Source organism: Streptomyces avidinii (assembly GCF_014650695.1).
GTDB classification, from domain to species: Bacteria; Actinomycetota; Actinomycetes; order Streptomycetales; family Streptomycetaceae; genus Streptomyces; species Streptomyces avidinii.
This window is the reverse complement of the sequence record NZ_BMVL01000003.1, coordinates 560,426-584,890: the sequence shown is the minus strand read 5'-3', so window position 1 is coordinate 584,890 and position 24,465 is coordinate 560,426. Positions and strand designations below refer to the sequence as shown.

Here is a 24,465-nt window from a genome sequence, read left to right as displayed (position 1 = left end):
GGCGCATGCCCTTCACTCCACCCCACGGCCCGCCCGTCACCTTCGGGGCGCGGCTGCACGACGCCCGGACGGCGACGGTCATCGGCCGTCTGCTCGGCCTCGCCGTCCTCGTCTGTTTCGCCACCGGCGTGCTCAGCCACTACCTCCAGCACCCGCCGCCCTGGCTCGCCGACCGGCTCCCGAGCCGCCCGTACTGGGGCTACCGGCTCACGCAGGGCCTGCACGTGGCCTCCGGCATCGCCGCGATCCCGCTGCTCCTGGCCAAGCTGTGGACCGTCTACCCGCGGCTCTTCGCCCGGCCCCCGGTGCGGTCCGTACGGCATGCCCTGGAGCGCCTCTCGGTGGCCGTGCTCGTCGCCGCCGGGATCTTCGAGCTGTTCACCGGGCTGCTGAACACCTTTCAGTGGTACCCCTGGCCGTTCTCCTTCGTGCCCGTGCACTACGCCGTCGCCTGGCTCCTGCTCGGGGCGATGCTGCTGCACGTCGCCGTGCAATGGCCGCGGATCCGCGAGCACTTCACGCGCCGCTCCCCCGGCACCCTGGCCCTGCCCGAGGCCGACGGGCCGGACCGGCGGCAGCTGCTGGCAGCCGTCGCGGCCGGGGTCGGCGCGGTCACGCTGGCCACCGTCGGACAGTCCGTCACCGTGCTCGGCCCGGCGGCCCTGTTCGCACCGCGCAGCCCGGCCCACGGGCCCCAGGGGCTTCCGGTGAACCGTACGGCGGCCGCCGCGCGGGTCACCGAAGCCTCGCTGGCCGACTGGCGGCTGACCCTGGCCGGGCCGCGTCCGTACAGCCTCACCCTGGCCGAACTGCGCGCGCTCCCGCAGCACGAGGTGACCCTGCCCATCGCGTGTGTGGAGGGCTGGAGCAAGTCCGCCCGGTGGACGGGCGTGCGGGTACGGGACCTGCTGGAGCGTGCCGGAGCGGGACCGGATGCGCGCTGCCGGGTGGTGTCGATGGAAGCGGCGGGGGCGTACCGGGTGATGGAAATGGGCCGCCTGTACGCGCAGGACCCGCTCACCCTGCTGGCGCTGCGCCTCAATGGAGAGGTGCTGTCGCTGGACCACGGATACCCGGCGCGGATCATCGCTCCGAACCGGCCGGGCGTGCTCCAGACCAAATGGGTCGGCCGGCTGGAGGTCGTGTGATGGCGTTCCGGTACGCGGTCGGCGGCTTCGGTCTCGTCGTGATGGCCTTCGGCGGGTTCCTGCTGGTGCGGGAGCCCGAGCCCTGGCGGATCGCCGGGTGGCTCGCGGGCGGCGTCCTCGTGCACGACGCACTGGTCGCTCCGCTGGTGATCGCGGTCGCGGCGCTCGCCGCGGCCGCGGGTCTGCGGCTGCGCGGGGCGGCGCGCGCCGCGCTGATCGTCGCCGGTTCGCTGACGGTGATCGCCCTGCCGCCGCTCCTGCGGCCCGGCGGCGTGGCCAACGCGACGGTGCTGCCGCTGGACTATCCGCGCAACTGGTTGCTGGCGATGGCGGTCCTCGCCGTGCTCGCGGCCGGGTACGCCGGTGCGCGCGCCTGCGTACGGCGGGTGGCGCGGCGACGCGCTGCGAAACCACAGGGCTGACGCCGGCCCACGGCGTCTGCCGGTCGACGCAGCAGGGGGGTGACGTGGTCGCCACGTCACCCCCCTTCCCGTACGTCGGTCAGCGCTGCAGGGCCACGAAGGCGCGCCCCGCGGCCTGCCAGGGCACGGACCGGGTCCAGCCGGCGTCCGGGGCCGCGGCGCACAGGGCGCGGGCGCCGAGCCGGGCCCACCGGAAGGGGGCTCCGTGGCCGCCGCGGCCGTCGTCGACGTGCACATCGACGCGTTCGTCCATGTCTGCGGTGGCCACCTCGACGAGCAGGGAGCCACCCGGTGCGGCGAGCCGGGCGGAGCGGCGGAGCAGGGCGGCCGGGTCGCCGCCGATGCCGATGTTGCCGTCGATGAGCAGGACCGTGCCCCAGCGGCCCTCGCCGGGCAGCGGATCGAAGACGGACCGGCACAGGGCGCTGCCGCCCGCCTGTGTCGTACGGGCCACCGCCTCCGGGGTGACGTCCACACCCAGCGCCCGGTGCCCGCGTGCGGCAAGGGTGGCGACGAGGCGCCCGGGGCCGCAGCCGATGTCCAGGACCGGTCCGCGGCAGCGGGCGAGGACGCCCTCGTCCGCCTCGTCGGGCTCGGCGCACCAGCGCTCCACGTCCAGCGGGAGCAGCCAGCCGTCGGAGCGTCGCAGGTAGAGCGGGCCCCGGCCGGAGCGGAGCGCGTCGGCGTAGGGGTCGGCCTGCCAGGTGAGGACGGATTCGGTGGCGGCGGGTTCGGTGCCGCCTGATTGTGTGCGGCCTGATTCGGTGCGACCGGATGCGGTGCGACCGGATGCGGTGCGGGCCGGTTCGGTGAGCTGGGCGGTCATCGGGTCACCGCGCGGAGGCCGGAGTGCAGGGCGGCGAAGCGGGTACCGGGGACGGCGGCGGCGACCCGCGCCGCGTCGGCCGGCGTGTCCACGTCGCACAGCTCGGGCAGGTCCCGTACCGCGCGCCCCGAGGCGGTCAGCCGGCCGCGCTGCAGCTCGCCCGTGGTCGGCAGGGACATGGGGACGCCGAGGAGCAGGGCCGGGTCGGGCTCGGCCAGGCCGAGCGCCCAGAACCCGCCGTCGTCGGCGGGGCCGAACCAGGCGTCCGCCTCGCTGAAGTCGAGTCCCCGCGCGAGGAGTTCCGGGGTGACCTGCGGGGTGTCCATGCCGACGAGCAGGGTCGGCCCGTCGGCCCCGGCGAAGGCCGCGGCCAGCCGGGCGTCGAGATCGCCCGCACACTGCGGGACGACCTCGATGCCGGGGGGCAGCCAGGGCCCGGGCGCTCCGTCGAGCACCAGGACGCGCCGCCGGGCCGGGGTGGCCAGTACCGCGGCCAGCGTGTCCCGGAGCGCGGCACGGGCCAGGTCTGCGGCCTGCTCGGGGGTGAAGTGCGGGGTGAGGCGGGTCTTGACCCGGCCTGCGACGGGGGCCTTGGCGATGACGAGGAGGGTGCTCATGCGGAAACCCCTTCGGTGGGTGCGGAGCGGGTGCCCGGCGGCTCGGCGAGCACCTTGCGCATGTCGCGCACCGCCTGCCACGTGCCTCGCCAGGTACCGGTGACCTTGGACTTCCCGGAGCGGGGCAGGTAGGGGACGTCGGTCTCGGCGACGCGCCAACCGGCGTCCGCGGCCCGGACGACCATCTGGAGCGGGTAGCCGCTGCGCCGGTCGGTCAGTTGCAGGCCGAGCAGCGCCTCGCGGCGCGCGACCCGCATCGGTCCGAGGTCGTGCAGCCGCAGCCCGGTGCGGCGGCGCAGCATCCGCGCCAGCGCCAGGTTCCCGGCACGCGCGTGCACGGGCCATGCGCCGCGCCCCTGCGGGCGGCGGCGGCCGAGCAGCAGGTCGGCCTCACCGGCGGCGACCCGCACCGCCATGGCGGCGAGCAGCCCGGGGTCCATGGAGCCGTCGCAGTCGCAGAAGCAGACGAGGTCGGCGCGGGACGCGAGGAGCCCCGCGTGGCAGGCGGCGCCGAATCCGCGCCGGCTCTCGTGCACGACGGTGGCGCCCAGGCTGCGGGCGATCTCCGCCGAGCCGTCGGTCGATCCGTTGTCGACGACGATGGGCCGCCACCCGGCCGGCACCCGCGCCAGCACCCAGGGAAGCGCCTGCGCCTCGTCGAGACACGGCAGTACGAGGTCCGCGCGGGGCGGAGAACTGGCTGATGAAGTCACCCTCCACACCGTAGGAATCGCGACGGCGGAAAAGGGGCCCGTAGACCTTACGAAACGCGGACGCCGTCCCGCCCGAGGGGGTCCGCGCCACACGAGGGGCCCGGTGGATGACAGCCTGGAGCCATGGCAGTGAGCAATGTGGACCGTGCGAACGAGCAGCCCCGCGCCGACGGGACCGACACCGAGCGGGGCGGCGCCCTGGGCAGCGTTCTGGTCGTGGACGACGATCCGACCGTCTCGGAGGTCGTGGCCGGGTACCTGGAGCGGGCCGGTTTCACGGTGCGCCTGGCCGCGGACGGCCCGGCCGGCCTGCGCGCCGCCGAGGAGCACCGTCCCGACCTGATGGTCCTCGACCTGATGCTCCCCGGGATGGACGGGCTGGAGGTCTGCCGACGGCTGCGCGCCCGCGAGAGCGGCGGCCGGGAGAACGGCGGCCGGCCCGTCCCGGTCATCATGCTCACCGCGCGCGGCGACGAGGACGACCGGATCCTGGGCCTGGAGGTGGGCGCGGACGACTACGTGACCAAGCCGTTCAGTCCGCGGGAGCTCGTCCTGCGGGTCCGGTCGGTCCTGCGCCGGGCGCAGGCCGGCGGCCCGTCCGGTGCTCCGGAGGGCGGTCCGCGCCTCGCGGTGGCGGGACTGACGCTGGACCCGGCGGCCCGCCGGGTCCACAAGGAGGGCAGGGAACTCGCGCTCACCCTGCGGGAGTTCGATCTCCTCGCCTACTTCCTGCGGCACCCCGGTCAGGTGTGCGACCGGGAGCGGCTGATGCGCGAGGTCTGGGGCTGGGACTTCGGCGACCTGTCGACGGTCACCGTGCACGTGCGGCGGCTCCGCGGGAAGATCGAGGACGATCCGGGCAGTCCGCAGTTGATCCGGACCGTGTGGGGCGCCGGCTACCGCTTCGAGGCGGCCCCGGAGGCCGGCACCGCGCCGGCGGTCGGGGCGGAGGACGGCCATGCGTGATCTGCTGCTGATCGCCCTGTACGCCCTCCTCGGCGCGGGCGCCGCCGGCCTGCTCGGGGCCGTGGCCCTGCGCATACTGCGCCGACGCAGCGTTGCCGTCTCCCTCGCGATCGTCGCCGCGGTCGCCGTGACCGCGATGCTCGCCGGGACGCTGACGGTGGCCTGGGCGATGTTCCTGTCCTCCCACGACCTGTTCGTGGTGACCATGGTCGTCGCGACGGCCGCCGCCGTCTCGATGGCCACCGCACTGCTGCTGGGCCGCCAGGTGGTCCGGCGCTGCCGGGAACTCGTCGCCGCGGCGCGGGTCTTCGGGGAGGAGGGCACCTTCGCGGCGCCGGTGATACCCGCCCCCGCGGAGCTGACGGCACTGAGCCGCGAGCTGTCCCTCACCAGCGAGCGGCTGGCCGCCTCCCGGGAACGCGAGCGGGCCCTGGAGGCCTCGCGGCGCGAGCTGGTGGCCTGGATCTCGCACGATCTGCGCACCCCGCTGGCCGGGCTGCGCGCCATGTCGGAGGCGCTGGAGGACGGCATGGCCGCCGACCCCGCCCGCTACCACCGGCAGATGCGTACGGAGGTGGACCGCCTCAACTCCATGGTCGGCGACCTGTTCGAGCTCTCCCGCATCCATGCGGGCGCGCTGTCCCTCACCCTCACCCGGATGTCCCTGCACGACCTGGTGGGCGACGCCCTGGCCGGCACGGACGCGCTGGCCCGCGAGCACGGCGTACGGCTGGTCGGCGACGGGGTGGCCTCGCTGCCGGTGGAGGTGGACGGCAAGGAGATGACCCGGGTCCTGTCGAACCTCCTGGTCAACGCCATCCGCCACACCCCGGCCGACGGTACGGTCGCGATCGCCGCCGAACGCCGGGCGGACTCCGTGGTGCTCTCGGTCACCGACGCCTGCGGCGGTATCCCCGAGGAGGACCTCCCGCGCGTCTTCGACACCGGCTGGCGCGGCACTCCGGCCCGCACCCCGCCCTCGGGCGCGGGCCTGGGCCTCGCGATCGTCCGGGGCATCGTCGAGGCCCACGCGGGCCACGCGCACGTCCGCAACGTCTCGGGCGGCTGCCGCTTCGAACTGACCCTGCCCGCGGCCGCGGGCTAGGCAGTCCCTTTCCGTACCCTGTCTGCGGCCCAGGCAGGGCTCGGGGCGTCCGCGGCCGCGGCGAGTTCGGCCATGCCCGTGGTGAAGGGGATCGCGGGGCGCCAGCCCAGGTCGTGGCGCAGGCGCGCCGAGTCGGCGGTGATGTGGCGGACGTCGCCGAGGCGGTACTCACCGGTGACGACCGGGGCCGGGCCTCCGCAGGCGGCCGCAAGCGCCTCGGCCATGTCGCCGACGGTCCTCGGGTCCCCGCTGCCGACGTTGTAGGCGGCGAATCCCGCGGGCCCGCCGGCCGCGTCCGCCCCGGTCAGGGCCTCTAGGGCCACCGCGTTGGCCGCTGCCACGTCCCGCACGTGGACGAAGTCCCGCCGCTGGCCGCCGTCCTCGAAGACCCGCGGCGCCTCGCCCCGCGCGAGCGAGGACCGGAAGAGCGCGGCCACCCCCGCGTACGGGGTGTCGCGGGGCATCCCGGGCCCGTAGACGTTGTGGTAGCGCAGCGAGACGACGCGTCCGCCGGTCGCCCTGGCCCAGGAGGACGCGAGGTGTTCCTGGGCGAGTTTGGTCGTGGCGTAGACGTTCCGCGGGTCCATCGGGGCGTCCTCCGCGACCAGCCCCGGCGCCAGGTCGGCGCCGCAGACCGGGCAGCGCGGCTCGAACCGCCCCGCCCTCAGGTCGGCTTCGTCACGCGGCCCGGGCCGGACCGTGCCGTGGGTGGGGCACTCGTAGCGTCCCTCGCCGTAGACGACCATCGATCCGGCGAGCAGCAGTCTCGGAACCCGCGCCCGCGCCATCTCGGCCAGCAGCACCGCGGTGCCCAGGTCGTTGGCCGACACGTAGCCGGGGGCGTCCCCGAAGTCCTTCCCCAGTCCCACCCTGGCCGCCTGGTGGCAGACCGCCTGCACGCCCGCCAGCGCCTCGGCCACCGCCTCCGGGTCCCGTACGTCCCGCCCGTCGTCCGCCAGGTCGAAGACCGCCGGCTCGTGCCCACGGGCGATCAGCTCGGCGACGATGTGCGAGCCGATGAAGCCCGCGCCTCCAGTCACAAGTACACGCATGCCCCGACGCTATGCCGGGTACGGCCCCGCGACGGGCTCGCCGGACCGCACGTCACGGTTCCGTAAGAACAGCGCCGCCGTCCGTCCGTCCGCTCCCCCGGGGCGGGCGGACGGACGGCGGCGCACCTGGCCGCCCGCTCAGCGAACGGGACCCGACAGCGGTCCGGGGAGCGCGGGCATGGTCGGGGGCAGTGCGCGCGGAGCGGCCGGGGCGGCCTCGGCCGACGGGGCCGGGACCGGGACCGGGACCGGCGGGGTGCCGGCGGAGCGGTCCTTCCCGGCCGGGTCGGGGGTCCGCGGCGCGGTGGTGCCGCACAGCGACCGGTCGCGGTAGTCCCTCAGGGCGGCGTCGGCCGGGTGCGGGTCGAAGGCGGTGCCGCTCTCGTTGATGCGCTGGTACTTCATCAGGTTGCAGCCGATGGCGAACTGGCGGCGGCCGTCCGGGCTGGACAGGGCCCAGGTGCCGGCGCCGAAGACTCCCCCGTCGTGGCCCCAGGCCGGGCCGCACGGCGTGTCCATGGTGTAGATGCCGAGGCCGTAGCGCATGGCCACGGCCCCCGTCTCGTCCTTGACGTCGACGGTGGTGCGCATCTGGTCCAGCTGGCGGCGGGGCAGGAGGTCGCCGCCCAGCAGGGCACGGTAGAAGGTGTTGAGGTCCTGCGTGGTGGAGACGAGGGCGCCGGCGGTACCGGCCCAGGTCATGTTGTAGTCGCTGTAGTCGCGCGGCGGGTCGATGATCCCGTAGAAGCTCTCGTACATGCGGGCGTGGGCGCCGCGGATGCGCGGGTCGGTACCCGGGAAGTAGGTGTCGCGCAGGCCCGCACGGCGGATCACGTCCTGGGTGATCAGCCGCTCCGGGTCCTGGCCGGTCACCTTGCGGAGCACCTCGCCCAGCAGCACGTAGTTGGTGTTGGAGTAGGACCAGTCGGTGCCGGGTTCGAACAGCTGCGGCCGGGCCACCCCGTACCCGATCAGCTCGGCGGGCGCGATCGTGCGGTACCGGTGGTCGTCCAGGCTCTCCGTGGTCCCCTTCAGGAGGGAGGGGAAGGCGTCGGCGACGTAGTCGTGGATGCCGCTGGTGTGGTTGAGCAGCATGCGTACGGTCACCTTGCGGCCGCGCTCGCCCGGCAGCAGCTCGGGCACGTAGTCGCCGACCGGCCGGTCGAGGTCCACCCGCCCCTTGGCGGACTGCTGGAGCACGGCGACGGCGGTGAACGTCTTGGTGACGCTGCCGACCCGGTGCCGGAGGTCCGGGCGGACCTTGCGCCCGGTGGACACGTCGGCGAGGCCGGCGGCGCCGTCGAAGCGCTCGCGGCCGTCGCGGACGGCGGAGTAGACGCCGTACACGCCCGCCTCATGGATCGCGTTCAGCCCCGTCTGCAGCCGGGTCCGGTCGAGGTGCCGGCCGGCGGCCGGACCGTAGGCGCTCGGCGCCTCCTGACTCGCGGCGCTCGCGACCGGGGCGAGGCCCGCGAGCAGGGCTATGGCGACGGCTGTGGCCGAGGCGGCTCGACGCAGTCGTGGTGCGGGTCGGTCGGCAGGACGGGTGTGGGGCACGGCGGCTCCTCGTCGATGGCCCGGTGGGGCCCGGCGATCTTGGTCACTCCCATTTTTCGTGCCGCCCCGTGGTCCGGCCTCGTCCGCCAGGACGAACCGGGCATCAACCTCCAGACCGATGAGCACCTTGACAGGCCATTACATTTGTCACGTCGCCCCGCCCGGCCGCAGTCGCGCGCGCAGTCGCCCGCCCGGCGCTGTGACTCCGCCCACCCTCCCTTGACCAGGGAAGGAAGGGTTGCCTAACTTCGATGGCATGGCCCCCCACGATCCCACCCCTCCCTCCGACGCCTCCGGTGCCCCCGACGCGTCCGAGCTGGTCGATTTCAGCGTCGACCTCACCTCCCAGGAGGTGCTCCGGCGCGCCCAGGTGATGGCGGCCCTCGGCCCGGACTGGGATCCGGTCGAGGTGCTCCTCGGCGAGGACGCCGCGTACGACCTGCTGTACTCCGGGCTCGACGCCGATCAGCAGCGCGTCTACGACGAGCTGGTCGCGGCCGGTGTGCTGCCCGCTCGCGGAGACGGCCGTGCTGCCGCTTGACCCGCAGGCCGATCCCGGGCGCCGCGCCTGGGTGGCCTGCCCGAAGTGCGCGGACGCCCGCGGCTGCGAGCCCTGCGAGCAGCGGCGCACCTGCTCCACGCACTGGCGCTACCTGCTCACCAACACCGGCAGCCTGCTCCACCTGCAATGCCCCGGGTGCACCCACGTCTGGGTGCACGAGAGCGGTTTCGGGGCCACCCGCTCCCTGTGGGACCGGGTCTCGGGCACCCGGCCCGACTTCTGAGGGCTTCTGAGCGGCACCGCGCCGATCCGGCCTAGGCGGCGGTCCAGCCGCCGTCCAGGGGGATCGAGGCGCCCGTGACGTACCCGGTGTGCGGGCCGCACAGCCACAGCACGGTGGCGGCGACCTCCTCCGGTTCGATCAGCCGCTTGACCGCGGAGCGTCCCAGCAGGACCTCGGACACCACCTGACCGGCGTCGATGCCGTGTGCGGCGGCCTGGGCCTCGACCTGCCGCTCGACGAGCGGGGTGCGGACGTAGCCGGGGTTCACGCAGTTGCTGGTGACTCCGTGCGGGGCGCCCTCGACTGCGGTCACCTTGCTCAGTCCTTCGAGACCGTGCTTCGCGGTCACGTAGCCGGCCTTGAACGCGCTGGCGCGCAGCCCGTGCACGCTGGAGATGTTGACGACGCGGCCCCAGCCCCGTGCGCACATGTACGGCAGGGTCCGGCGGATCAGCAGGAACGGCGCCTGGACCATCACGCGCTGCATCAGTGCGAAGCGGTCCGGAGGGAACTCGGTCAGCGGGGCGACGTGCTGGAGTCCGGCGTTGTTGACCAGGATGTCGATGTCGGCGGGGAGCTCCCCGACGGCCTCGGCCCGGGCCAGGTCCACCACGTGCGCCCGCCCGCCGATCGCCGCCGCCACGGACTTCGCCGCGGCGGCGTCCATGTCCACCACGTGTACGAGGGCTCCGGCCTCGGCGAGCGCCGAGGCGCAGGCCCGCCCGATGCCGCTGCCGGCGCCCGTCACCAGGGCGGTACGGCCCGCCGGGTCGAGGCCCGCGGCGGCTGCTGTCCCGTGGGGCACGGGAGGGAATCCACTGGTCATGCCCGGAATCATCCGGGACGGCCGTGGGCCGCTCCCATGTGCGCGGCCACCACAGTCGGGCCGCAGGGCGTGTCGGCCGCCACCAGGGCCCCGGACGGGCACCCCCTCAGTGCGTGTCCGGCGACACCGCGCGCAGCGAGTACAGGACGGGCAGGTGGGAGTCCCCGAACGGCAGCCGGTACCGGCCGTCGTCGCCCTGGACCAGGATGCCGCGGGGGTCGAACTCGGCGGCGACGTGTTCGCCGAGGTGCTTGATCGTGAGGCCCGCGGTCGCGGCCGCGGTGACGATCTCGCCGATCGAGTACGGGTACTGCACGGATTCCCGGGGCGGCAGGCGCAGCCCCGGATCGGCGTAGGTGCCGGTGACCGTTTCCCGGTGGGGCGCGCCCCCGCCGTAGGGCCAGTCGACCACGAGCGGATCAAGGGTGGCGACCGCCTGGCAGGCCGGATGCAGATCCACCAGGACCAGGCTTCCGCCGGGCCGCAGGGCCCTCGCCGCGCCGCGCATCCAGGCGCCGGGGTCGGCGATCCAGCACAGCACCCCGTACGTGGCGACGACCACGTCGAAGCCGCCGGCCAGGGTCGCGGGCAGGCGCTGGGTGTCGGCCTCGACGAAGGTCGCGGGCAGACCCGTCCGCGCGGCCAGCAGGCGGGCCCGTTCGATCGCGGTCGGCGAGAAGTCGACGCCGGTGACCCGGGCCCCGAGTCGGGCCCAGTTCAGTGTGTCCATGCCGAAGTGGCATTGGAGGTGCAGCAGGTCCAGGCCGTTCACGTCCCCGACGAGCTCGCGTTCGAGCGCGTACAGGGTCTGGTGTCCGGCGACGAACGCCTCGACGTCGTAGAACAGGTCGGTGGACGTCGAGCCGTGGACGCGGGCGCGCACGTCCCACAGGGCGCGGTTGAGCGCGAGTCCGTCGTCCGTGCCGGGCCTGGTTGCGGTCATGAGCCCGAGGATGGCACACCGTGCGAGCACCGATCGGTGTTCCCGGCGAGCCGGGGCCGCAGGCTCAGGGTCCTTCGTCCGGCGGCAGGTTGGGCACGTCGGCACGGAAGAGGCTGACCAGCAGCCCGTACGGCTCGCCGTGCGCGAGGTCCGTCGGATGCGGCTCGGCGGCCATCGCGCGCAGCCGGGCCTCCAGCGCGTGCGCCTCGGCGTCGGTCAGCCACAGGTGGCGCAGTGCGGTGTGGGAGGCCTGGCCGGGCCGGCTGGGCAGCATCTCACCGAGGGCGGCGTTGATCAGGAACTCCTGCCCGACCGCCGCATCCTCGTGCAGCTTGAAGCCATGGCTGACCAGGGCGAAGTACTGCTCGGTACCGCCGCGCACCTGGCGGGTCTCGGACAGCCGGACCAGGCCCGCCTCGCGCAGCACGCGCACGTGGTAGCCGATGGTGCCCTTGCTCATCCCGAGCACCTCGGCGAGCTGGCGCAGCGTCGCCGGGCGCTGGCGCAACACGTTGACCATGCGGTGGCGCACCGGGTGCCCGAGGGCCTTGAACTGCTCGGGCGAGCGCAGCACGAGGTGGCCCTGCTCGTCGTGGAGTTGCTCGTCCCGATGGACATTGCTCCCGTTCGCGGGGCTTTCGTTCGCCGGCGGCTGGTCTTCTGCCATGAGCCGAAGTGTCCACGAACCTAAACGCTTTTGACAACTTCCTCCCGCCGACCCCAGAATCCTCCCTCAAGGAAGTGGCGAGGATTCTCGTCACTTGATCCGAGAGACCCAAGGAGCCCGATGCCCCTCGCCACAGCTCGTGTCGTCACCACCCGCCCCGCCCGCTACATCAAGCAGCTCGTCTCGCACATGGGCCAGAAGGCCGCCACCGCTCTCACCCCGGACGGTCGCGGGGTCATCACGCTCACCGCCGGGAGCTGCAGCCTCACTCCCACCCTGGACCGGCTGGAGCTGACCGCCACCGCGGTCGACGCCGAGTCGCTGGCCGGGGTCCAGGACGTCATCACCCGCCATCTGGTGCGCTTCGCCACCCGGGAGGAACTCACCGTCGAGTGGACCGCCGCGATCGACGGGGGCGAGCTGGAGGCCGTCCACCCCGTCGTCGGTGAGTACCTGCTCGGCCACCACACACCGGCGGACGGCATCCTCGGCGAGCTTGCCGCGGCCACCCGCGAGGCCACCGCCGGCGCCGCGCACATGCAGGTCTCCTCCGACGAGGGCGCCCTGCTCACGATGCTGACCCGATTGACCGGTGGCCGCTTCGCGGTCGAGGTCGGCGTCTTCACCGGCTACTCGACCCTCTGCATCGCCCGCGGCCTGGCTGCCGGCGGCCGCCTGCTCGCCTGCGACGTCAGCGAGGAGTGGACCGCGATCGGCCGGCCCCACTGGGAGCGTGCGGGCGTCGCCGACCGGATCGACCTGCGCATCGCGCCCGCGCTGGACACCCTGCGCGCGCTCGACGACGAGCCGGTCATCGACATCGCCTTCGTCGACGCCGACAAGCACAACTACCCCGCGTACTACGAGGAGATCGTGCGCCGACTGCGACCCGGTGGGCTCGTGGTGCTGGACAACGTGTTCCTCGGCGGCCGCGTCCTCGATCCCGCATACCAGGAGGAGCACCACCTGGCGATGCGCCGCCTGAACGAACTGATCACGCTCGACGAGCGGGTGGACTCGGTGATGCTCCCGGTGCGCGACGGGGTCACCATCGCCCGGCGGCGCTGACCCGGCGGCCGCCGCCCCGTATGGCCCCGCCCCGCCCGGCGGGTACGCGCGCTACGCCGGGCCGAGCAGGTCCAGGAGCGGGGACAGGCCGGCGGGCCGGCGGTCGGCCGGGAGGTGGTCGACGAAGTGCACCGGGCAACCGAGCGCCCGCGCGCCGCCGTCCGCGCGCCGGTCGTCCCCGACCATCAGCACCTCGGCGGGGGCGAGGCCGAGCCGTTCGCAAGCGGCCCGGAAGATCACCGGATCGGGCTTCTGGGTACCCAGCTCGAAGGAGAGCACATAGGCGTCGACCAGGTCGTCGAGGCCGTGCGTGCGGAAGACGGGCCGCAGGTCCCAGCCGATGTTGCTGACCACCGCCACCGGGAGCCCCCGTCGGCGCAGTTCGCGCAGGGTCGGTGCGGTGTCCGGGTACGGGCGCCAGGCGGCGGGGGCCATGTGACGGGTGTAGAGGGCCTCCGCCAGCTCCGGCTGCGTGATGCCCGCCGCCCGGATCAGCCCGCCGTACGCCGCCCGGTGCTGCTCGGCACTGATGTCCCGCTGGTCCCACAGGGCTTCGAGGTGCGCGGGGATGTGCCGGGGCGACGGCCCGCCGGGCAGCGCGCCGTACTCGGTGAGCCGCCGGACCGTCTCGGCGTGCTCCTCCGCCTCCGCCGGCGCGATGCCGGTCTCGGCGAGGGCGGCGCCGAGCCACTCCTCGGTCGGCTCGACGCGCAACAGCGTGCCGGAGAAGTCGAACATCACTCCTTTGATCATGTGGTGATCGTAGGGCAGGCCCGGTCGGGTCGGCTCCGGTGATCGGGTCAGGTGGTCGGGTGCAGCCTGGACGGGGTACTCGGTGAACTCGCCGGGCTCCCGTCGATGTTGGCGAGGGCGCTGCCGGCCAGCCAGGTCCGCCAGTCCACGTTCCAGTCGCCGAAACCGTTGTCGAAGGGAGCCATCTTCTCCCCGCCGCTGTTGACCACCTCCACGATGTCGCCCTCGCGGACCGTCTCGAAGAACCAGGCGGCGTCCTCGGTGCTCATGCCCGTGCAGCCGTGGCTGACGTTCTCCTCGCCCTGCGCCTCGACCGACCAGGGTGCGGCGTGGATGTACTCGCCGCTCCAGGTCACGCGGGTCGCGTAGGAGACGGGCAGGTCGTAGAACTCGCTGGTGCCGCGCTTGATGCCGACGGTGTCGCCGCGCATCCGCACCTTGGGCTCCTTGCCCAGCACGACCTTGATGCCACTGCGCGTCCTGAACCCCTCCTTGCCTGTGGTGACCGGGATCGTCCTGATGACCCGTCCGTTGCGGCGTACGGTCATCCGGTGGGTGGCGGAGTCGGTGACGGCCTCGATCCGGTCCGCGATGGTGAACTGCACCTCGTCGGAGGGGCCGCCGTAGTCGTGGTCCCCGACCTCGACCCCGTCGAGACCGCTGCGCACGCGGACGACGGTGTGGGCGGGCCAGTACGTACGCGGACGGAAGTGCAGGGTCGATTCGTCGACCCAGTGCCAGGCGCCCTCGACATGGGGCTCCGAGGTCACCTGCAGGGCCCGCTCCAGTCGGGCCCGGGCCGGGAGGTCACCGGCGGGCACCGGGCGGCTGAGGCCGGCCGTCACGATCTCGCCCGCGCCGTAGGTGCCCGGGCGCGGCCCGAACTCGACCGTCAGCCTGCCCCCGTCGACGGGCGGCGCGGTCCGGAACGCCATGGTCACACCGACCGGGGCGCCCGCCGCGTCCTGGGCACCGACCCGCACGGTGTAGGTCTCCCCCGCCCGCAGCGGCTCGCTGTTGATCCAGCGCCCGTTGTCCGGGCCGAGGGCGCCGGCCAGATGGCGGCCGCGCCCGTCGCGCACGGTCACGTCCGTGAGGCGACCCGCGTCCGCGACGGTGATCTGGAGCGGCCCGCCGGAGTCCGTCGGGAGCACCTCCACGCGCGCGGCCTGCACCGTGTCACCGAGGGCGGGTTCCTTCAGTACGGCTCCCATCCCGCGCGCGGTGGCCCGCACCCGCTGCTCCTGCCAGCCGCTGCACAGCCCGGGCCGGAACATGCGCACCGCACAGGGCCCGTCGCCGGACTCGCGGCCCTCGTCCAGCACCCTCCCGACCAGCAGGGTGACCGCGGCCTCGCGGGACGCACCCGCGAGAGTCCCCTCCGAGGTGTCCGCATCGGGCGCCCGGTCCGGCGCTGCGGCGACGACCAGCATGGCCCCCGTCACCGCAGCCACGGCGCCCCACGCCTTGGTCGGTCTTCTCCGTCGCATTCGTGGCATAGCCGTATCAAACCGACGTGGCGCCAAAATGATGATCATGCCTGCGGCGCTGCGGCCGAACGGGCACCGAAGAGAACTCGGACGGAGCACAGAAGCCGCCCCCGGCGAGCGGGGACCGGACGCGTGCCCGATACTCGGGTGCCTTCGGGCGGGGCTCCCGCGACAATGCGGCCATGGCTATCCGCACCGTACGGCCGGACGAACTGACCCTCCTCCAGGACATCGAGAGGGCCGCCGGGCGCTGCTTCCGGGACATCGGCATGCCCGAGATCGCCGACGACGAACCGCTGACACTCGACGAGCTCGCCGCCTACCGACGGGCCGGGCTGGCCTGGGTGTCGGTCGACGCAGCCGACACCCCCGGCGCCTATCTGATCGCCGAGCCGGTGGACGGGAACCTGCACGTCGAGCAGGTGTCCGTCCATCCGGACCGGGCGCGCCGCGGGCTCGGCCGGGGCCTGCTGGAGCACCTGGCGGAGTTCGCGGAGCGCGGGGGCGTACCGGCCCTGACCCTCACCACCTTCACCGAGGTCCCTTGGAACGCCCCGTACTACGCGCGCTGCGGCTTCCGGGTCCTGGACGACGCCGGGCTCACCCCCGCTCTGCGGGAGATCCGCGACCGCGAGGCGGCACACGGCCTGGACCGGTGGCCGCGTGCCTGCATGCGCCGGGACCTGTGACGGCCGATGCCATGACCGTGATCGACCGGTGGTGGGCGGCCGCGGACACCACGCGTCCCGCCTCCGCGCAGCGGCGTGCAACCTCTCCGCCGAGCGCCTCTCCGCCGAGCGCGAACGGGCATGCGGACGTGCGCGCGGTGTGCTGGGGTGGCCGCATGGATGTTCTTGTACTGGGCGGGACCGCATGGTTGGGGCGTGAGATCACGCGGCAGGCGCTGGACCGGGGCCACGCGGTGACCTGCCTGGCGCGCGGCGAGAGCGGCGGGGTCGTCCCCGGAGCGCGGCTGATTGCGGCGGACCGGAACCACGACTCCGCCTACGCGGAGCTCCCCGGCCGCGACTGGGACGCCGTGCTGGAGGTGTCCTGGCAGCCGGCCTTCGTCCGCGGCGCGCTCGCGGCCCTCGCGGGGCGGGCCCGGCACTGGACCTACGTCTCCTCGGTCAGCGCGTACGCCGACCACAGCGTGGTCGGCGCCGACGAGTCGGCCGCGCTACTGGCGCCCGCGCAGGGGCAGTACGTGGGGCGGGAGGAGTACGGGGAGGCCAAGGTCACCTGCGAGGAGGCCACGCGCGCCGCGGCGGCGGACCGGCTCGTCGTCGCCCGGGCGGGCCTGATCGGCGGGCCGGGCGACGGCAGCGGGCGGTCGGGGTACTGGGTGGCACGGTCCGCCCGGGAGGTGGAGCAGCCCCTCCTCGTTCCCCGCTCCCCCGGCCTGCCGACCCAGGTTGTCGACGTACGCGATCTGGCGGGCTGGCTGCTGGACCTCGCGCAGGACGGCACCACCGGGACCTTCGACGCCGTCGGGCCCGTCGTCCCCTTCGACGAATGGGTCGGCCTGTCCCGGCAGGTGGCCGGGCACACCGGTCCGGTGGCGGTGGCGGACCCCCAGTGGCTCTTCGACCAGGGAGTCGAGCCCTTCATGGGCCCCGAGTCGATGGCCATGTGGATGCCGGATCCCGAGTGGGCCGGCTTCTCCGCCCGCAGCGGGGCCGCGGCGCGCGCGGCCGGGCTGCGCCACCGTCCGCGCGCCGAGGTGCTTGAGGACCTCCTGCGGTGGGAACGCGCCGAGGGGCTGGAACGCCCCCGCCGGGCCGGCCTGAGCAGCGCCCGCGAGCGCGAGCTGCTCACCGCCCTGCGCGAGGCGCCGGTATCCTGACGGACGATCGGCTGGCTCGATTTCCCTGTTCCGCATGGCTGGATCCTGCGGGTGCGCTTAACTGGGCGCCCGCTCCTCTTCCATGTCCATGGCAGGAGACCCGTGTACCCGCAACCACACCCTCCGCAGCCTCCCCGACCTCCGCAGCCCTTCCTCCCGGTCGCGCCACCGAATCCGCGCTGGCAGCCGGCGTTGGCCGTCCCGGCGGTCGTCGTCGCCACGGTCATCGTGCCCCCGGTGGGCGCCGCGCTGGCCTTCCTCGCCCGCTGGGGCAGGACCGGCAGGGTCGTGACGGTCGCGCTCGCCTCGATCTGGTTCTTCGTCCTGGTCGCCGCCTCCTCGGACCCCAAGGCCCGGCCCGCGGCCGCCGAGCCGCGGCCCGCACCGACGGTCACCGTCACCGTGACGGCCACCGCCCCGGCCGCGGTGGCCGCCTCGCCGAGCCCCAGCCCCTCCCCGACCGCCCCGGCCACCGGTCCCGCACCCGCACCCGCACCTTCCCCCACGCCCGCCGTCCGGCCGGAAGCCGGCCCGGCACCGGCAAGCAGCCCCCCGAGCGAGGATCCCGACGACTCCCCGTCGTCCGGCGGGGGCGGCAGCAGCAGCGCCTATTACAAGAACTGCGCGGCGGCGAGGGCTGCCGGCGCGGCACCGGTGCGGCGCGGAGACCCCGGTTACGGCCGCCACCTGGACCGCGACGGCGACGGCGTCGCCTGCGAGTAGCGTCACGGAACCCGGCGGCGGCTCATTCCAGTCCGTACCGCCGGGCCGATTCCTCCTCCTGGGCCAGCCGGTGCAGCGCGTTCAGCACCGGCCGGAACAGTATGGTCGCCGCCACCGCCGTCTCGACCTGCTCCGCCTCCGAGGGGTGGGTCTCCACGAAGTCCAGATCCCGCACCGCCACTTGGTGCATCAGCTGCGCGTACGGGGCCATGAGTGCGGCATCCCACGGATAGCCGAGCCGCATCAGTGTGGCCACCGCCGCCACCAACGAGCGGTGGACCGGCGAGAGTTCGCCCACCTCTCGGGCGGTTGACCAGCCCAGGGCCCGGAGCAGCGAGTCCACCTCGGCACGTGCGGCGGCCATGGCCTCGTCCTCGGCTCCGCCGTCGCCGTCCCCGTCGGCCGGTTCGGGCTCCCGGGGCAGTGCCCACAGGGCCGCACCCAGGCGGATCGTCCGGCCCAGGGACTCGTCGTCGACGTGCCCGAGCACCTTCCGGACGTTCGCCACCGGCACCTGCCCGACCTGGATCATCGCGCGCACCAGCCGCAGCCTGCGCAGATGACCCTCGTCGTAGTCGGCGGTCGTCGCGCTGACGCGGCGGCCGGGCGGCAACAGCCCTTCGCGCAGGTAGTACTTGATCGTGGCGATGGCCACACCGCTCCGCTCACTCAGTTCTGCGAGCCGCACTCTCTTGAACCTTCCGTTGGCGAGTGCCACTATCCAATCATGTGACGGTTGGACAGCGGAGCTATCCAACAAGGCGATCGGGAGGCCGGCGTGTTCGCGAAACCCTTACCGGGCCGTACCACCGCAGCTGCCGAGGGGGACGTCGTCGTCCTCCTCATCGGCATGCGCATCAACCACTTCTGGGCCGTCCACCACTGGGTGCCGGTGGTCCTGGCCATGCCCCGCATGCTCCGGGAGCTCGCCAAGCACCCCACGCGGGGGCTGCTCGGCCACGTCCTGCTGACCGCCTCGCCCCGTACCTACTACGTGGTCCAGTACTGGGAGTCCAAGGAGAAGCTCCACGCGTACGCGTCGGCTCCGGACATGCTCCACCACAAGGCATGGACGATCATCAACCGCAAGGACCGCGCCGGGAAGCTGCGCCGCCACGTGGGCCTGTGGCACGAGTCGTACATCGTCCCCGAAGGCTCCTACGAGGCCATCTACTTCGACATGCCGCCCTTCGGGCTGGCGGCGGCGACCGGGGTGCTGCCCCTGGCGAGCCGCGGCCGGCGCGCGGCCGACCGCTTCGCGCACCGCCCTCCCGCGGCTGAGGCCTCGGCAGAGACCGGGGCCCGGGCCGGGGCCGACGCCGGAGCCGGGGCCGCGGCCGACCGGTGAGCCGGGGGCCCGGTCAGCGTCGCGGCCTCGTCGCGACGGCGGCCGTGACGGTCACGCTCCGGACGTAGGTACCGCCGGGGTCGTGGGCCAGCAGGGCGCTGCGCAGCTCGGACTCGAACGCGTCCTTCCGGTCGCCGAACCGGGCCGGGCAGGAGCAGGCACGGGAGAACTGCAGGCCGACCAACTGGTCGAGGGTGCAGCGCGTGGACTGCTCCCACGTGGTGATCCCGACACGGGAGAACACCGACTTCGCAAGACGGTCCGTCAAGTCCTGTACCGCATCATCCGGTTCGTCCACGGGGCGCGCCGGCCGGTGGTCCGGTCCGAGGAACCGTGCGCACACCTCGTCGACGACGGCCGGCCAGGAAGGGCCCTGGCCGGACCGCCCGGACCCCGCCGACGAGGTGGTGACCACGGCGACCCCGCCGCGCGGGGCGAGCATGCCGTCCAGGTCGGCCAGGACACGTACGCGGTCCATCAGGTGGAAGGCGCCGCCGATCACGCACAGGTCGAGCCGGGGCAGGCACAGCCGGCCGATGCCTGCGGCGTCGCCGCGCAGCCAGGAGGTGTTGGTACGCCCCTGCTCCTCGGCGAGCCTGGACCCTTCGGCGAGCATGGCCGGTTCCGGATCGACGGCGTAGACGTGCTCGGCGAGCGGCGCCAGCGGCAGGGAGAGCGTGCCCGGTCCGGCGCCGAGGTCCAGTACGGTCTGGGACCCGTCGAGCGCGAACCGGTCCGCGAGGAGCGCGTAGCACTCCGCCGGGTACGGGGGCCGGTAGCGGGCGTAGTACGGAGCGGCGGACGCGATCGGGGTGCTCATGGGGTCCTCCCGGGCCGGGGTTGCATCCGCCGATGGTGCGGCACAACCCGACGTTCGGCAGCGGCTGGAGCCCGCAAATCCCCCGTACGGATGCTCCGGTCCCCCCGGAACCGGCCCCGCGGAGGCCGACCGCATGGTCGCCGCCCGGGGGCCGGTCCCCTGCCCGGCGCGCTGCGCCGGGCGAGTGGCGCGTCGTCCCAGGATCACGTCTGCGGGGTCAGCCGCTCCCACAGGAAGGTGTGCACCAGAGCCTCGTTGAAGGCGGTCTGCCGGTGGTCGGTGGCGCCCGCGTGGCCGCCCCCGAGGTGCTCGTGGAACAGGACGGGATGCCCGTGCTCGCGCAGCCGGGCGGCCATCTTGCGGGCATGACCCGGGTGCACCCGGTCGTCGCGGGTCGAGGTCAGCAGGAGCAGCGGCGGGTACGCGGGGCCGTCCGCCCGGACCTGGTGGTACGGGGAGATCCGCTCCAGGTGGGGCCGGTCGGCCGGGCTGTCGGGATCCCCGTACTCGGCGATCCAGCTGGCCCCCGCCAGCAGCTTGTGGAAGCGCAGCATGTCCAGCAGCGGCACGTGCGCGACCACCGCGCCGAACAGTTCCGGGTCGCGGGTGAGCATGGCGCCCATGAGCAGCCCGCCGTTGCTGCCGCCCTCGATGCCCAGCTGGGCGGGGGTGGTGATGTCCCGGGCGGTGAGGTCCCGGGCGACCGCGGCGAAGTCCTCGTACGCCCGGACCCGGTTCGCGCCGAGGGCGGCCTTGTGCCAGCGGGGCCCGTACTCGTGCCCGCCGCGGATGCCCGCGACGACGTACGTGCCGCCGCGCGCGAGCCAGGCGCGTCCGGTGACCGCGCTGTACTGCGGGACCATGGAGATCTCGAAGCCGCCGTACCCGTAGAGCAGGGTGGGGCCGGGGCCCGGGCGGTCCTCAGGGCCGACGACGAAGTACGGCACCCTCGTACCGTCCGCCGAGGTCGCGAAGTACTGGCGCACGGCGAGGCCGACGGTGTCGAAGAGCGCCGGGCTCTGCTTGAGGCTCTCGCTCTCGTTGTCGGTCTCGTTGTCGCTCCCGCTCCCGCTCCCGCCGGTGCCGCCGGCCGTGCCGCGGTAGAGCGTGGCGGGCTGGAGGAAGCCGGAGACCTGGTGGAAGTACTCGTCGCTCACGTCCGGGTCCGTGCCGGTCACCGAGGTGGTGGACAGCGGCGGCAGCCCCGGCAGCGGTGCGCGTCGCCAGCCGCCGGCGCCCGGGCCCTCGCCCGGGGTGAGCAGCTCCATCCGGGAGGAGACGTCGGCACGCGTGCTGAGGATGAGGTGGTTGCGGGTCCAGCTGTACCCGGCGAGCGCGGTGCGCTCGTCCGGGGTGAACAGCACTTCGGCCTCGCGCTCCCCCGCCCGGAAGGCGTCGAAGTCGAAGGCGAGCAGGCTGCCCGCGGGGTGGCCGAGCCACGGCGACTTGAGGGTGACGGTCAGCCACCGGCGGTGGACGGAGGCGCCCGCGTCGTCCGGGACCTCGATCTTCAGCGGCGGGGCGGCCGCGTCCTCCGGCAGCAGGAAGAGCTCCTGGTTCCAGAAGTCGATCTGCCGGTGGACGAAGTCCCGCTCGAAGCCCGGCGTGTCGTCGTGCCATCCGGAGGCGGACAGGTCCGTCGGCCGGCCCTCGTAGACCAGCTGCGCGTCCGCGAGGGGCGTGCCGCGGTGCCAGCGGCGTACCTGGAGCGGGTAGCCGGACGGGGACATCGAGCCGGCGCCGAAGTCCGTACCGATCCAGACGCGTTCGTGGTCGATCCAGCCGATCCGGGTCTTGGCCTCGGCGACCGTGAACCCGTCCTCGACGAATTCCAGGGTCTCCAGGTCGAACTCGCGCACCACACAGGCGTCCGCGCCGTCCCGCGACAGCAGGACGAGGGCGTGCCGGTACTCGGGGGCCAGGACCCGGCTCCCCGCCCAGGCCCATTTCTCCTCCTCGGCCCCGGCGAGTGCGTCGAGGTCCAGGAGCACCTCCCAGGCCGGCCGGTCCGTCCGGTACTCCTCCAGCGTGGTGCGCCGCCACACACCGCGTACGTGGTCGGCGTCCTGCCAGAAGTTGTAGAGGTGTTGGCCGCGGCGGACCACGTAGGGGATCCGGCCGTCGTCGTCCAGTACCTCGCGCATCTCCTGTTCGAGCACCTTGAACCCGGGCAACCCGGTCAGCGCATCCACGGTCTCGGCGTTGCGCTCCCGGACCCAGGCGAGGGCCGCGTCGCCGGATACGTCTTCCAGCCACAGGTAGGGGTCTTCATCACTCATCAGGCGATTGTGCAGGAAGCGGCCGGCGGGCGTCGCGCAGCGCCGTGTGCACCGACCAGGTCACCGAGACGAGCGGAACCGCGACCACCGCGCCGACCACCCCGGCGGCGATGGCCCCCGCCACCACCGAGATCGCCACCACCAGCGGGTGCAGCCGGACCGCCCGGCTCATCACCAGCGGATGCAGCAGATGGCCCTCGATCTGGCCGATGATCACGATCAGCGCGACCACCACGCCCGCGACGAGCGGCCCCTTCGCGGCCAGTGCGACCACCGCGGCGACCGCCAGCGCGACCGGCGATCCGATGAGCGGGATGAAGGCCGCGAAGAACTCCAGCAGGGCCAGCGGCACGGCGAGCGGGACCCCGAGGAGGTAGAGCGCCACTCCCACCAGGACCGCGTTCGTCGCCGCGACGAGGACGATCCCGCGGGTGTAGCCGGTGAACGTACGCCAGGCCGCGTCGCCGGCGATGCCCACGCGGGCGCGCATCGACGGGGGCAGCTGGGCACAGAACCACGCCCACTGCCGGTCGCCGCCGTGCAGGAAGAAGAACGAACAGAAGGCCCCGAGGGCGAGCACGGTCAGGACGTGCACCAGGCGCCCGGCTCCGCTGAGCGCCTGACTGAGCACGGCGGACCGGTGGCTCGACAGGTAGTCGCCGAGGCGGGACTGGAGGTCGGAGAGCGCGTGCGGGTTCAGCCGGAAGGGCGGTCGCTCCAGGTACTCCTCGATGCTGTCGATTCCCTCGTGGAACTCCCGGGCCAAGGTGGTGCTCTCCCCGGCCACCGCCGTGCCGACCAGGGTCAGCACGCCCAGCAGGAGCAGCACGCTGCCGAGGAGGGTGACCGCGACCGCGACCGAGCGGGGCAGGGTGCGTGCGAGGCGCCGGGTGGGCCACCACAGCAGGGCGGCGACGACGAGGCCGAGGAAGACGGCCACGGCGATCTCGTGGAACCGGCCGAGCACGGCGAAGACGGCGTAGACGGCGGCGCCGACCACCAGCAGGCGCCAGGCGTACGACGCTGCGGTACGCAGGAACGCTGACACCGGCGGCATGACCCATGAGTGCCACCGCGGAAGCTCGATGCCACGGGCGGTGCGCCGGATTCGCCCGTCCGTGATCGGTACGGGCGCCGGTGCGCAGAAAATGCGTTGCCCCGGGCAGGACGTCCACGGACGATGGCATCTCGTGAGTACTTCCCGTTGGGCCGCCGTACTGCCCGATTTCTCCCCGTTCCGTTCCAGCCGCGACTTCCGGCTGCTGTTCTACCAGGGGACGGTGACGTACTTCGGCTCGTTCATGGCGATGATCGCGCTGCCGCTGCAGATCAAGCACCTGACGGACTCTCCGCTGGCGGTCGGCGCGATGGGCGCGGTGGAGCTGGTGCCACTGGTGGTCTTCGGGCTGTACGGGGGCGCCCTGGCGGACGCCGTGGACCGGCGGCGGATGATCCTGCTGACCGAGGCCGGTCTCGGGGTGCTCGCTCTGGCGCTGCTGGTGAACGCGCTGCTGCCGGATCCGCTGCTGTGGCCGCTGTACGTGGTCGCGGCGGGTGTGTCGGCGCTGGCCGGGCTCCAGCGGCCGGCCCTGGACTCGCTGATGGCCCGGATCGTGCCGCACGACCAGCTGACGGCCGCCGCCGCGCTGAACGGGCTGCGCTACCAGGTCGGCGCGATCGCCGGTCCCGCGGTGGCCGGCCTGGTCGTCGCGTACGCCGGTCACGCCGCCGCCTACTGCGTCACCGTCCTCGGGTTCCTCACCTCGGTGCTGCTGTGCCTGCGGCTCACTCCGGCGCCGCCCGCGAAGGGCGCCGACCGTCCGTCGCTGCGCGGGATCGCCGAGGGCGCGCGCTACGCGTGGAGCCGGCCCGTGCTGCTGGGGACGTACGCCGTCGACCTGGCGGCGATGTTCTTCGCCTTCCCGAACGCGATCTACCCCTTCCTCGCGGACGAGCTCGACGCCGTTTGGGCGCTGGGTCTGATGTACGCGGCGGGGGCGGTGGGCTCGCTGCTGCTCGGCATGACCAGTGGCTGGATGTCCGGGATGCGCCGGCACGGGCTGCTGGTGGTGTTCGGGGCCACGGTCTGGGGCCTCGCGATCGCGGGGGCCGGGGCGTCCGCGAACATCTGGCTCGTGCTGGTGTGCCTCGCGGTGGCGGGCGCGGGGGACATGGTGAGCGGACTGGGCCGGGCGACCATCTGGAACCAGACGATCCCCGAGCAGCTGCGCGGTCGGCTGGCGGGCATCGAGGTGCTCTCGTACAGCGTCGGGCCTCAGCTCGGCCAGGTCCGGGCGGGCACCATGGCCGGCTGGACCGGTACCCGTTCGGCGTTCTGGGGCGGCGGCCTGGCCTGTGTGGCGTCGGTGGCGGTGCTGTCCGCGCTGCTGCCGAAGCTGATCTCCTACGATGCCGACACCGACGAGGACGCGCTGCGGCGCCGGGCTGCCCAGGAAGCGCAGGCCGGCGGTGTGCCCGCCTGAGGCCGGGCGGGTTCGGCCGCCGCTGCGG

At 73.8% G+C, this 24,465-nt stretch carries 26 protein-coding genes and 1 pseudogene; 13 read left to right on the top strand and 14 right to left on the bottom strand.

Going from position 1 to position 24,465, the window contains the following annotated elements:
- Positions 1 to 5: 5 nt before the first annotated feature.
- Both IE257_RS10755 and IE257_RS10750 read left to right on the top strand, forming a co-directional pair.
- Entirely contained in the window at positions 6 to 1,148 is a 1,143-nt protein-coding gene (locus tag IE257_RS10755) for a molybdopterin-dependent oxidoreductase (protein WP_189967142.1), read from the top strand.
- On the top strand, positions 1,148 to 1,570 hold the full coding sequence (locus IE257_RS10750) for a hypothetical protein (RefSeq protein ID WP_189967141.1): 423 nt from the start codon (positions 1,148 to 1,150) through the stop codon (positions 1,568 to 1,570). Before IE257_RS10755 ends, IE257_RS10750 begins: the two co-directional genes overlap by 1 nt.
- Before the next feature lie 79 nt (positions 1,571 to 1,649).
- On the opposite strand, the gene IE257_RS10745 is transcribed toward IE257_RS10750, so the two are convergent.
- The 3 genes from IE257_RS10745 to IE257_RS10735 are packed head-to-tail and all read right to left on the bottom strand — an operon-like array spanning position 1,650 to position 3,726.
- A complete protein-coding gene (locus tag IE257_RS10745; protein ID WP_189967138.1) occupies positions 1,650 to 2,396 on the bottom strand; it encodes a class I SAM-dependent methyltransferase in 747 nt (248 codons plus the stop codon).
- Positions 2,393 to 3,013: a TIGR04282 family arsenosugar biosynthesis glycosyltransferase gene (locus tag IE257_RS10740; protein WP_189967136.1), complete on the bottom strand. Its 621-nt coding sequence runs from the start codon at positions 3,011 to 3,013 to the stop codon at positions 2,393 to 2,395. The genes IE257_RS10745 and IE257_RS10740 overlap by 4 nt, the downstream gene beginning before the upstream one ends.
- Complete coding sequence (locus tag IE257_RS10735) at positions 3,010 to 3,726, bottom strand: glycosyltransferase family 2 protein (RefSeq protein ID WP_189967134.1); 717 nt, start codon at positions 3,724 to 3,726, stop codon at positions 3,010 to 3,012. Before IE257_RS10735 ends, IE257_RS10740 begins: the two co-directional genes overlap by 4 nt.
- A 123-nt stretch (positions 3,727 to 3,849) precedes the next feature.
- On the opposite strand from IE257_RS10735, the gene IE257_RS10730 reads away from it, so the two are divergent.
- Together IE257_RS10730 and IE257_RS10725 are read left to right on the top strand one after the other, a co-directional pair.
- Positions 3,850 to 4,692, top strand: a complete 843-nt coding sequence (locus IE257_RS10730) for a response regulator transcription factor (protein ID WP_189967132.1) — start codon at positions 3,850 to 3,852, stop codon at positions 4,690 to 4,692.
- Entirely contained in the window at positions 4,685 to 5,797 is a 1,113-nt protein-coding gene (locus IE257_RS10725) for a sensor histidine kinase (RefSeq protein ID WP_189967130.1), read from the top strand. Before IE257_RS10730 ends, IE257_RS10725 begins: the two co-directional genes overlap by 8 nt.
- On the opposite strand, the gene IE257_RS10720 is transcribed toward IE257_RS10725, so the two are convergent.
- The gene (locus tag IE257_RS10720; RefSeq protein WP_189967128.1) at positions 5,794 to 6,849 is read right to left on the bottom strand and encodes an NAD-dependent epimerase/dehydratase family protein; all 1,056 of its coding nucleotides are present in this window, start codon (positions 6,847 to 6,849) and stop codon (positions 5,794 to 5,796) included. The genes IE257_RS10725 and IE257_RS10720 overlap by 4 nt on opposite strands.
- 138 nt (positions 6,850 to 6,987) lie before the next feature.
- Positions 6,988 to 8,334: a serine hydrolase domain-containing protein gene (locus tag IE257_RS10715; RefSeq protein ID WP_372453060.1), complete on the bottom strand. Its 1,347-nt coding sequence runs from the start codon at positions 8,332 to 8,334 to the stop codon at positions 6,988 to 6,990.
- Positions 8,335 to 8,662: 328 nt separating this feature from the next.
- Between IE257_RS10715 and IE257_RS10710 the strand changes: the two genes are divergently transcribed.
- Together IE257_RS10710 and IE257_RS10705 are read left to right on the top strand one after the other, a co-directional pair.
- Positions 8,663 to 8,947, top strand: coding sequence for a DUF6400 family protein (locus tag IE257_RS10710; protein ID WP_189967125.1), 285 nt, complete (start codon positions 8,663 to 8,665; stop codon positions 8,945 to 8,947).
- Positions 8,934 to 9,191: a hypothetical protein gene (locus IE257_RS10705; RefSeq protein ID WP_189967123.1), complete on the top strand. Its 258-nt coding sequence runs from the start codon at positions 8,934 to 8,936 to the stop codon at positions 9,189 to 9,191. Before IE257_RS10710 ends, IE257_RS10705 begins: the two co-directional genes overlap by 14 nt.
- 31 nt (positions 9,192 to 9,222) lie before the next feature.
- Here IE257_RS10705 and IE257_RS10700 read toward each other — a convergent pair whose 3' ends face one another.
- From IE257_RS10700 to IE257_RS10690, 3 genes are all read right to left on the bottom strand, one after another.
- Positions 9,223 to 10,017, bottom strand: coding sequence for a 3-hydroxybutyrate dehydrogenase (locus IE257_RS10700; protein ID WP_189967121.1), 795 nt, complete (start codon positions 10,015 to 10,017; stop codon positions 9,223 to 9,225).
- A gap of 106 nt (positions 10,018 to 10,123) precedes the next feature.
- Complete coding sequence (locus IE257_RS10695) at positions 10,124 to 10,960, bottom strand: class I SAM-dependent methyltransferase (protein WP_189967119.1); 837 nt, start codon at positions 10,958 to 10,960, stop codon at positions 10,124 to 10,126.
- 64 nt (positions 10,961 to 11,024) lie between these two features.
- Positions 11,025 to 11,627 (bottom strand): ArsR/SmtB family transcription factor, encoded by a 603-nt coding sequence (locus tag IE257_RS10690; protein ID WP_189967117.1) that lies wholly within the window; start codon positions 11,625 to 11,627, stop codon positions 11,025 to 11,027.
- Between the two features lie 120 nt (positions 11,628 to 11,747).
- On the opposite strand from IE257_RS10690, the gene IE257_RS10685 reads away from it, so the two are divergent.
- Complete coding sequence (locus tag IE257_RS10685) at positions 11,748 to 12,695, top strand: DUF2218 domain-containing protein (protein ID WP_189967114.1); 948 nt, start codon at positions 11,748 to 11,750, stop codon at positions 12,693 to 12,695.
- Positions 12,696 to 12,746: 51 nt separating this feature from the next.
- Here IE257_RS10685 and IE257_RS10680 read toward each other — a convergent pair whose 3' ends face one another.
- Together IE257_RS10680 and IE257_RS10675 are read right to left on the bottom strand one after the other, a co-directional pair.
- Positions 12,747 to 13,448, bottom strand: a complete 702-nt coding sequence (locus tag IE257_RS10680; RefSeq protein ID WP_189967112.1) for an HAD family hydrolase — start codon at positions 13,446 to 13,448, stop codon at positions 12,747 to 12,749.
- Positions 13,449 to 13,495: 47 nt separating this feature from the next.
- Positions 13,496 to 14,902 (bottom strand): L,D-transpeptidase, encoded by a 1,407-nt coding sequence (locus tag IE257_RS10675; RefSeq protein WP_229920249.1) that lies wholly within the window; start codon positions 14,900 to 14,902, stop codon positions 13,496 to 13,498.
- Between the two features lie 218 nt (positions 14,903 to 15,120).
- Between IE257_RS10675 and IE257_RS10670 the strand changes: the two genes are divergently transcribed.
- The 4 genes from IE257_RS10670 (at position 15,121) to IE257_RS39645 (ending at position 17,720) form a co-directional block, all read left to right on the top strand.
- Positions 15,121 to 15,627, top strand: a complete 507-nt coding sequence (locus tag IE257_RS10670) for a GNAT family N-acetyltransferase (RefSeq protein WP_189967110.1) — start codon at positions 15,121 to 15,123, stop codon at positions 15,625 to 15,627.
- Positions 15,628 to 15,782: 155 nt separating this feature from the next.
- Positions 15,783 to 16,784: a Rossmann-fold NAD(P)-binding domain-containing protein gene (locus IE257_RS10665; RefSeq protein WP_189967108.1), complete on the top strand. Its 1,002-nt coding sequence runs from the start codon at positions 15,783 to 15,785 to the stop codon at positions 16,782 to 16,784.
- A gap of 192 nt (positions 16,785 to 16,976) precedes the next feature.
- Complete coding sequence (locus tag IE257_RS10660; RefSeq protein ID WP_189967107.1) at positions 16,977 to 17,507, top strand: excalibur calcium-binding domain-containing protein; 531 nt, start codon at positions 16,977 to 16,979, stop codon at positions 17,505 to 17,507.
- 24 nt (positions 17,508 to 17,531) lie between these two features.
- On the top strand, positions 17,532 to 17,720 hold the full coding sequence (locus IE257_RS39645) for a hypothetical protein (RefSeq protein WP_505383558.1): 189 nt from the start codon (positions 17,532 to 17,534) through the stop codon (positions 17,718 to 17,720).
- 283 nt (positions 17,721 to 18,003) lie between these two features.
- Here the strand turns inward: IE257_RS39645 and IE257_RS39640 are convergent.
- A pseudogene (locus tag IE257_RS39640) lies at positions 18,004 to 18,195 on the bottom strand (MerR family transcriptional regulator); the annotation flags it as partial.
- Positions 18,196 to 18,285: 90 nt separating this feature from the next.
- Between IE257_RS39640 and IE257_RS10650 the strand changes: the two are divergent.
- Positions 18,286 to 18,855 carry a DUF4188 domain-containing protein gene (locus IE257_RS10650; RefSeq protein ID WP_189967103.1) on the top strand — a complete coding sequence of 190 codons (570 nt, stop codon included), beginning with the start codon at positions 18,286 to 18,288 and terminating at the stop codon, positions 18,853 to 18,855.
- 13 nt (positions 18,856 to 18,868) lie between these two features.
- Here IE257_RS10650 and IE257_RS10645 read toward each other — a convergent pair whose 3' ends face one another.
- From IE257_RS10645 to IE257_RS10635, 3 genes are all read right to left on the bottom strand, one after another.
- Entirely contained in the window at positions 18,869 to 19,675 is an 807-nt protein-coding gene (locus tag IE257_RS10645; RefSeq protein WP_189967101.1) for a class I SAM-dependent methyltransferase, read from the bottom strand.
- 203 nt (positions 19,676 to 19,878) lie between these two features.
- A complete protein-coding gene (locus tag IE257_RS10640) occupies positions 19,879 to 21,954 on the bottom strand; it encodes a prolyl oligopeptidase family serine peptidase (RefSeq protein WP_189967099.1) in 2,076 nt (691 codons plus the stop codon).
- Positions 21,947 to 23,011 (bottom strand): AI-2E family transporter, encoded by a 1,065-nt coding sequence (locus tag IE257_RS10635; protein ID WP_189967097.1) that lies wholly within the window; start codon positions 23,009 to 23,011, stop codon positions 21,947 to 21,949. Before IE257_RS10635 ends, IE257_RS10640 begins: the two co-directional genes overlap by 8 nt.
- A 91-nt stretch (positions 23,012 to 23,102) precedes the next feature.
- On the opposite strand from IE257_RS10635, the gene IE257_RS10630 reads away from it, so the two are divergent.
- Complete coding sequence (locus IE257_RS10630; protein ID WP_189967373.1) at positions 23,103 to 24,437, top strand: MFS transporter; 1,335 nt, start codon at positions 23,103 to 23,105, stop codon at positions 24,435 to 24,437.
- Positions 24,438 to 24,465: the final 28 nt, after the last annotated feature.

Excerpts from the sequence above, each read along its gene's own strand:
- IE257_RS10630 (WP_189967373.1), top strand. The coding sequence starts at position 23,103 with ATGCGTTGCCCCGGGCAGGACGTCCACGGACGATGGCATCTCGTGAGT.
- IE257_RS10690 (WP_189967117.1), bottom strand. The coding sequence starts at position 11,627 with ATGGCAGAAGACCAGCCGCCGGCGAACGAAAGCCCCGCGAACGGGAGC.
- IE257_RS10710 (WP_189967125.1), top strand. The coding sequence starts at position 8,663 with ATGGCCCCCCACGATCCCACCCCTCCCTCCGACGCCTCCGGTGCCCCC.
- IE257_RS10730 (WP_189967132.1), top strand. The coding sequence starts at position 3,850 with ATGGCAGTGAGCAATGTGGACCGTGCGAACGAGCAGCCCCGCGCCGAC.
- IE257_RS10745 (WP_189967138.1), bottom strand. The coding sequence starts at position 2,396 with ATGACCGCCCAGCTCACCGAACCGGCCCGCACCGCATCCGGTCGCACC.
- IE257_RS10670 (WP_189967110.1), top strand. The coding sequence starts at position 15,121 with ATGGCTATCCGCACCGTACGGCCGGACGAACTGACCCTCCTCCAGGAC.
- IE257_RS10695 (WP_189967119.1), bottom strand. The coding sequence starts at position 10,960 with ATGACCGCAACCAGGCCCGGCACGGACGACGGACTCGCGCTCAACCGC.
- IE257_RS10635 (WP_189967097.1), bottom strand. The coding sequence starts at position 23,011 with ATGCCGCCGGTGTCAGCGTTCCTGCGTACCGCAGCGTCGTACGCCTGG.
- IE257_RS10685 (WP_189967114.1), top strand. The coding sequence starts at position 11,748 with ATGCCCCTCGCCACAGCTCGTGTCGTCACCACCCGCCCCGCCCGCTAC.
- IE257_RS10725 (WP_189967130.1), top strand. The coding sequence starts at position 4,685 with ATGCGTGATCTGCTGCTGATCGCCCTGTACGCCCTCCTCGGCGCGGGC.
- IE257_RS10755 (WP_189967142.1), top strand. The coding sequence starts at position 6 with ATGCCCTTCACTCCACCCCACGGCCCGCCCGTCACCTTCGGGGCGCGG.
- IE257_RS10680 (WP_189967112.1), bottom strand. The coding sequence starts at position 13,448 with ATGATCAAAGGAGTGATGTTCGACTTCTCCGGCACGCTGTTGCGCGTC.
- IE257_RS10640 (WP_189967099.1), bottom strand. The coding sequence starts at position 21,954 with ATGAGTGATGAAGACCCCTACCTGTGGCTGGAAGACGTATCCGGCGAC.
- IE257_RS10645 (WP_189967101.1), bottom strand. The coding sequence starts at position 19,675 with ATGAGCACCCCGATCGCGTCCGCCGCTCCGTACTACGCCCGCTACCGG.
- IE257_RS10665 (WP_189967108.1), top strand. The coding sequence starts at position 15,783 with ATGGATGTTCTTGTACTGGGCGGGACCGCATGGTTGGGGCGTGAGATC.
- IE257_RS10740 (WP_189967136.1), bottom strand. The coding sequence starts at position 3,013 with ATGAGCACCCTCCTCGTCATCGCCAAGGCCCCCGTCGCAGGCCGGGTC.
- IE257_RS10720 (WP_189967128.1), bottom strand. The coding sequence starts at position 6,849 with ATGCGTGTACTTGTGACTGGAGGCGCGGGCTTCATCGGCTCGCACATC.
- IE257_RS10700 (WP_189967121.1), bottom strand. The coding sequence starts at position 10,017 with ATGACCAGTGGATTCCCTCCCGTGCCCCACGGGACAGCAGCCGCCGCG.
- IE257_RS10750 (WP_189967141.1), top strand. The coding sequence starts at position 1,148 with ATGGCGTTCCGGTACGCGGTCGGCGGCTTCGGTCTCGTCGTGATGGCC.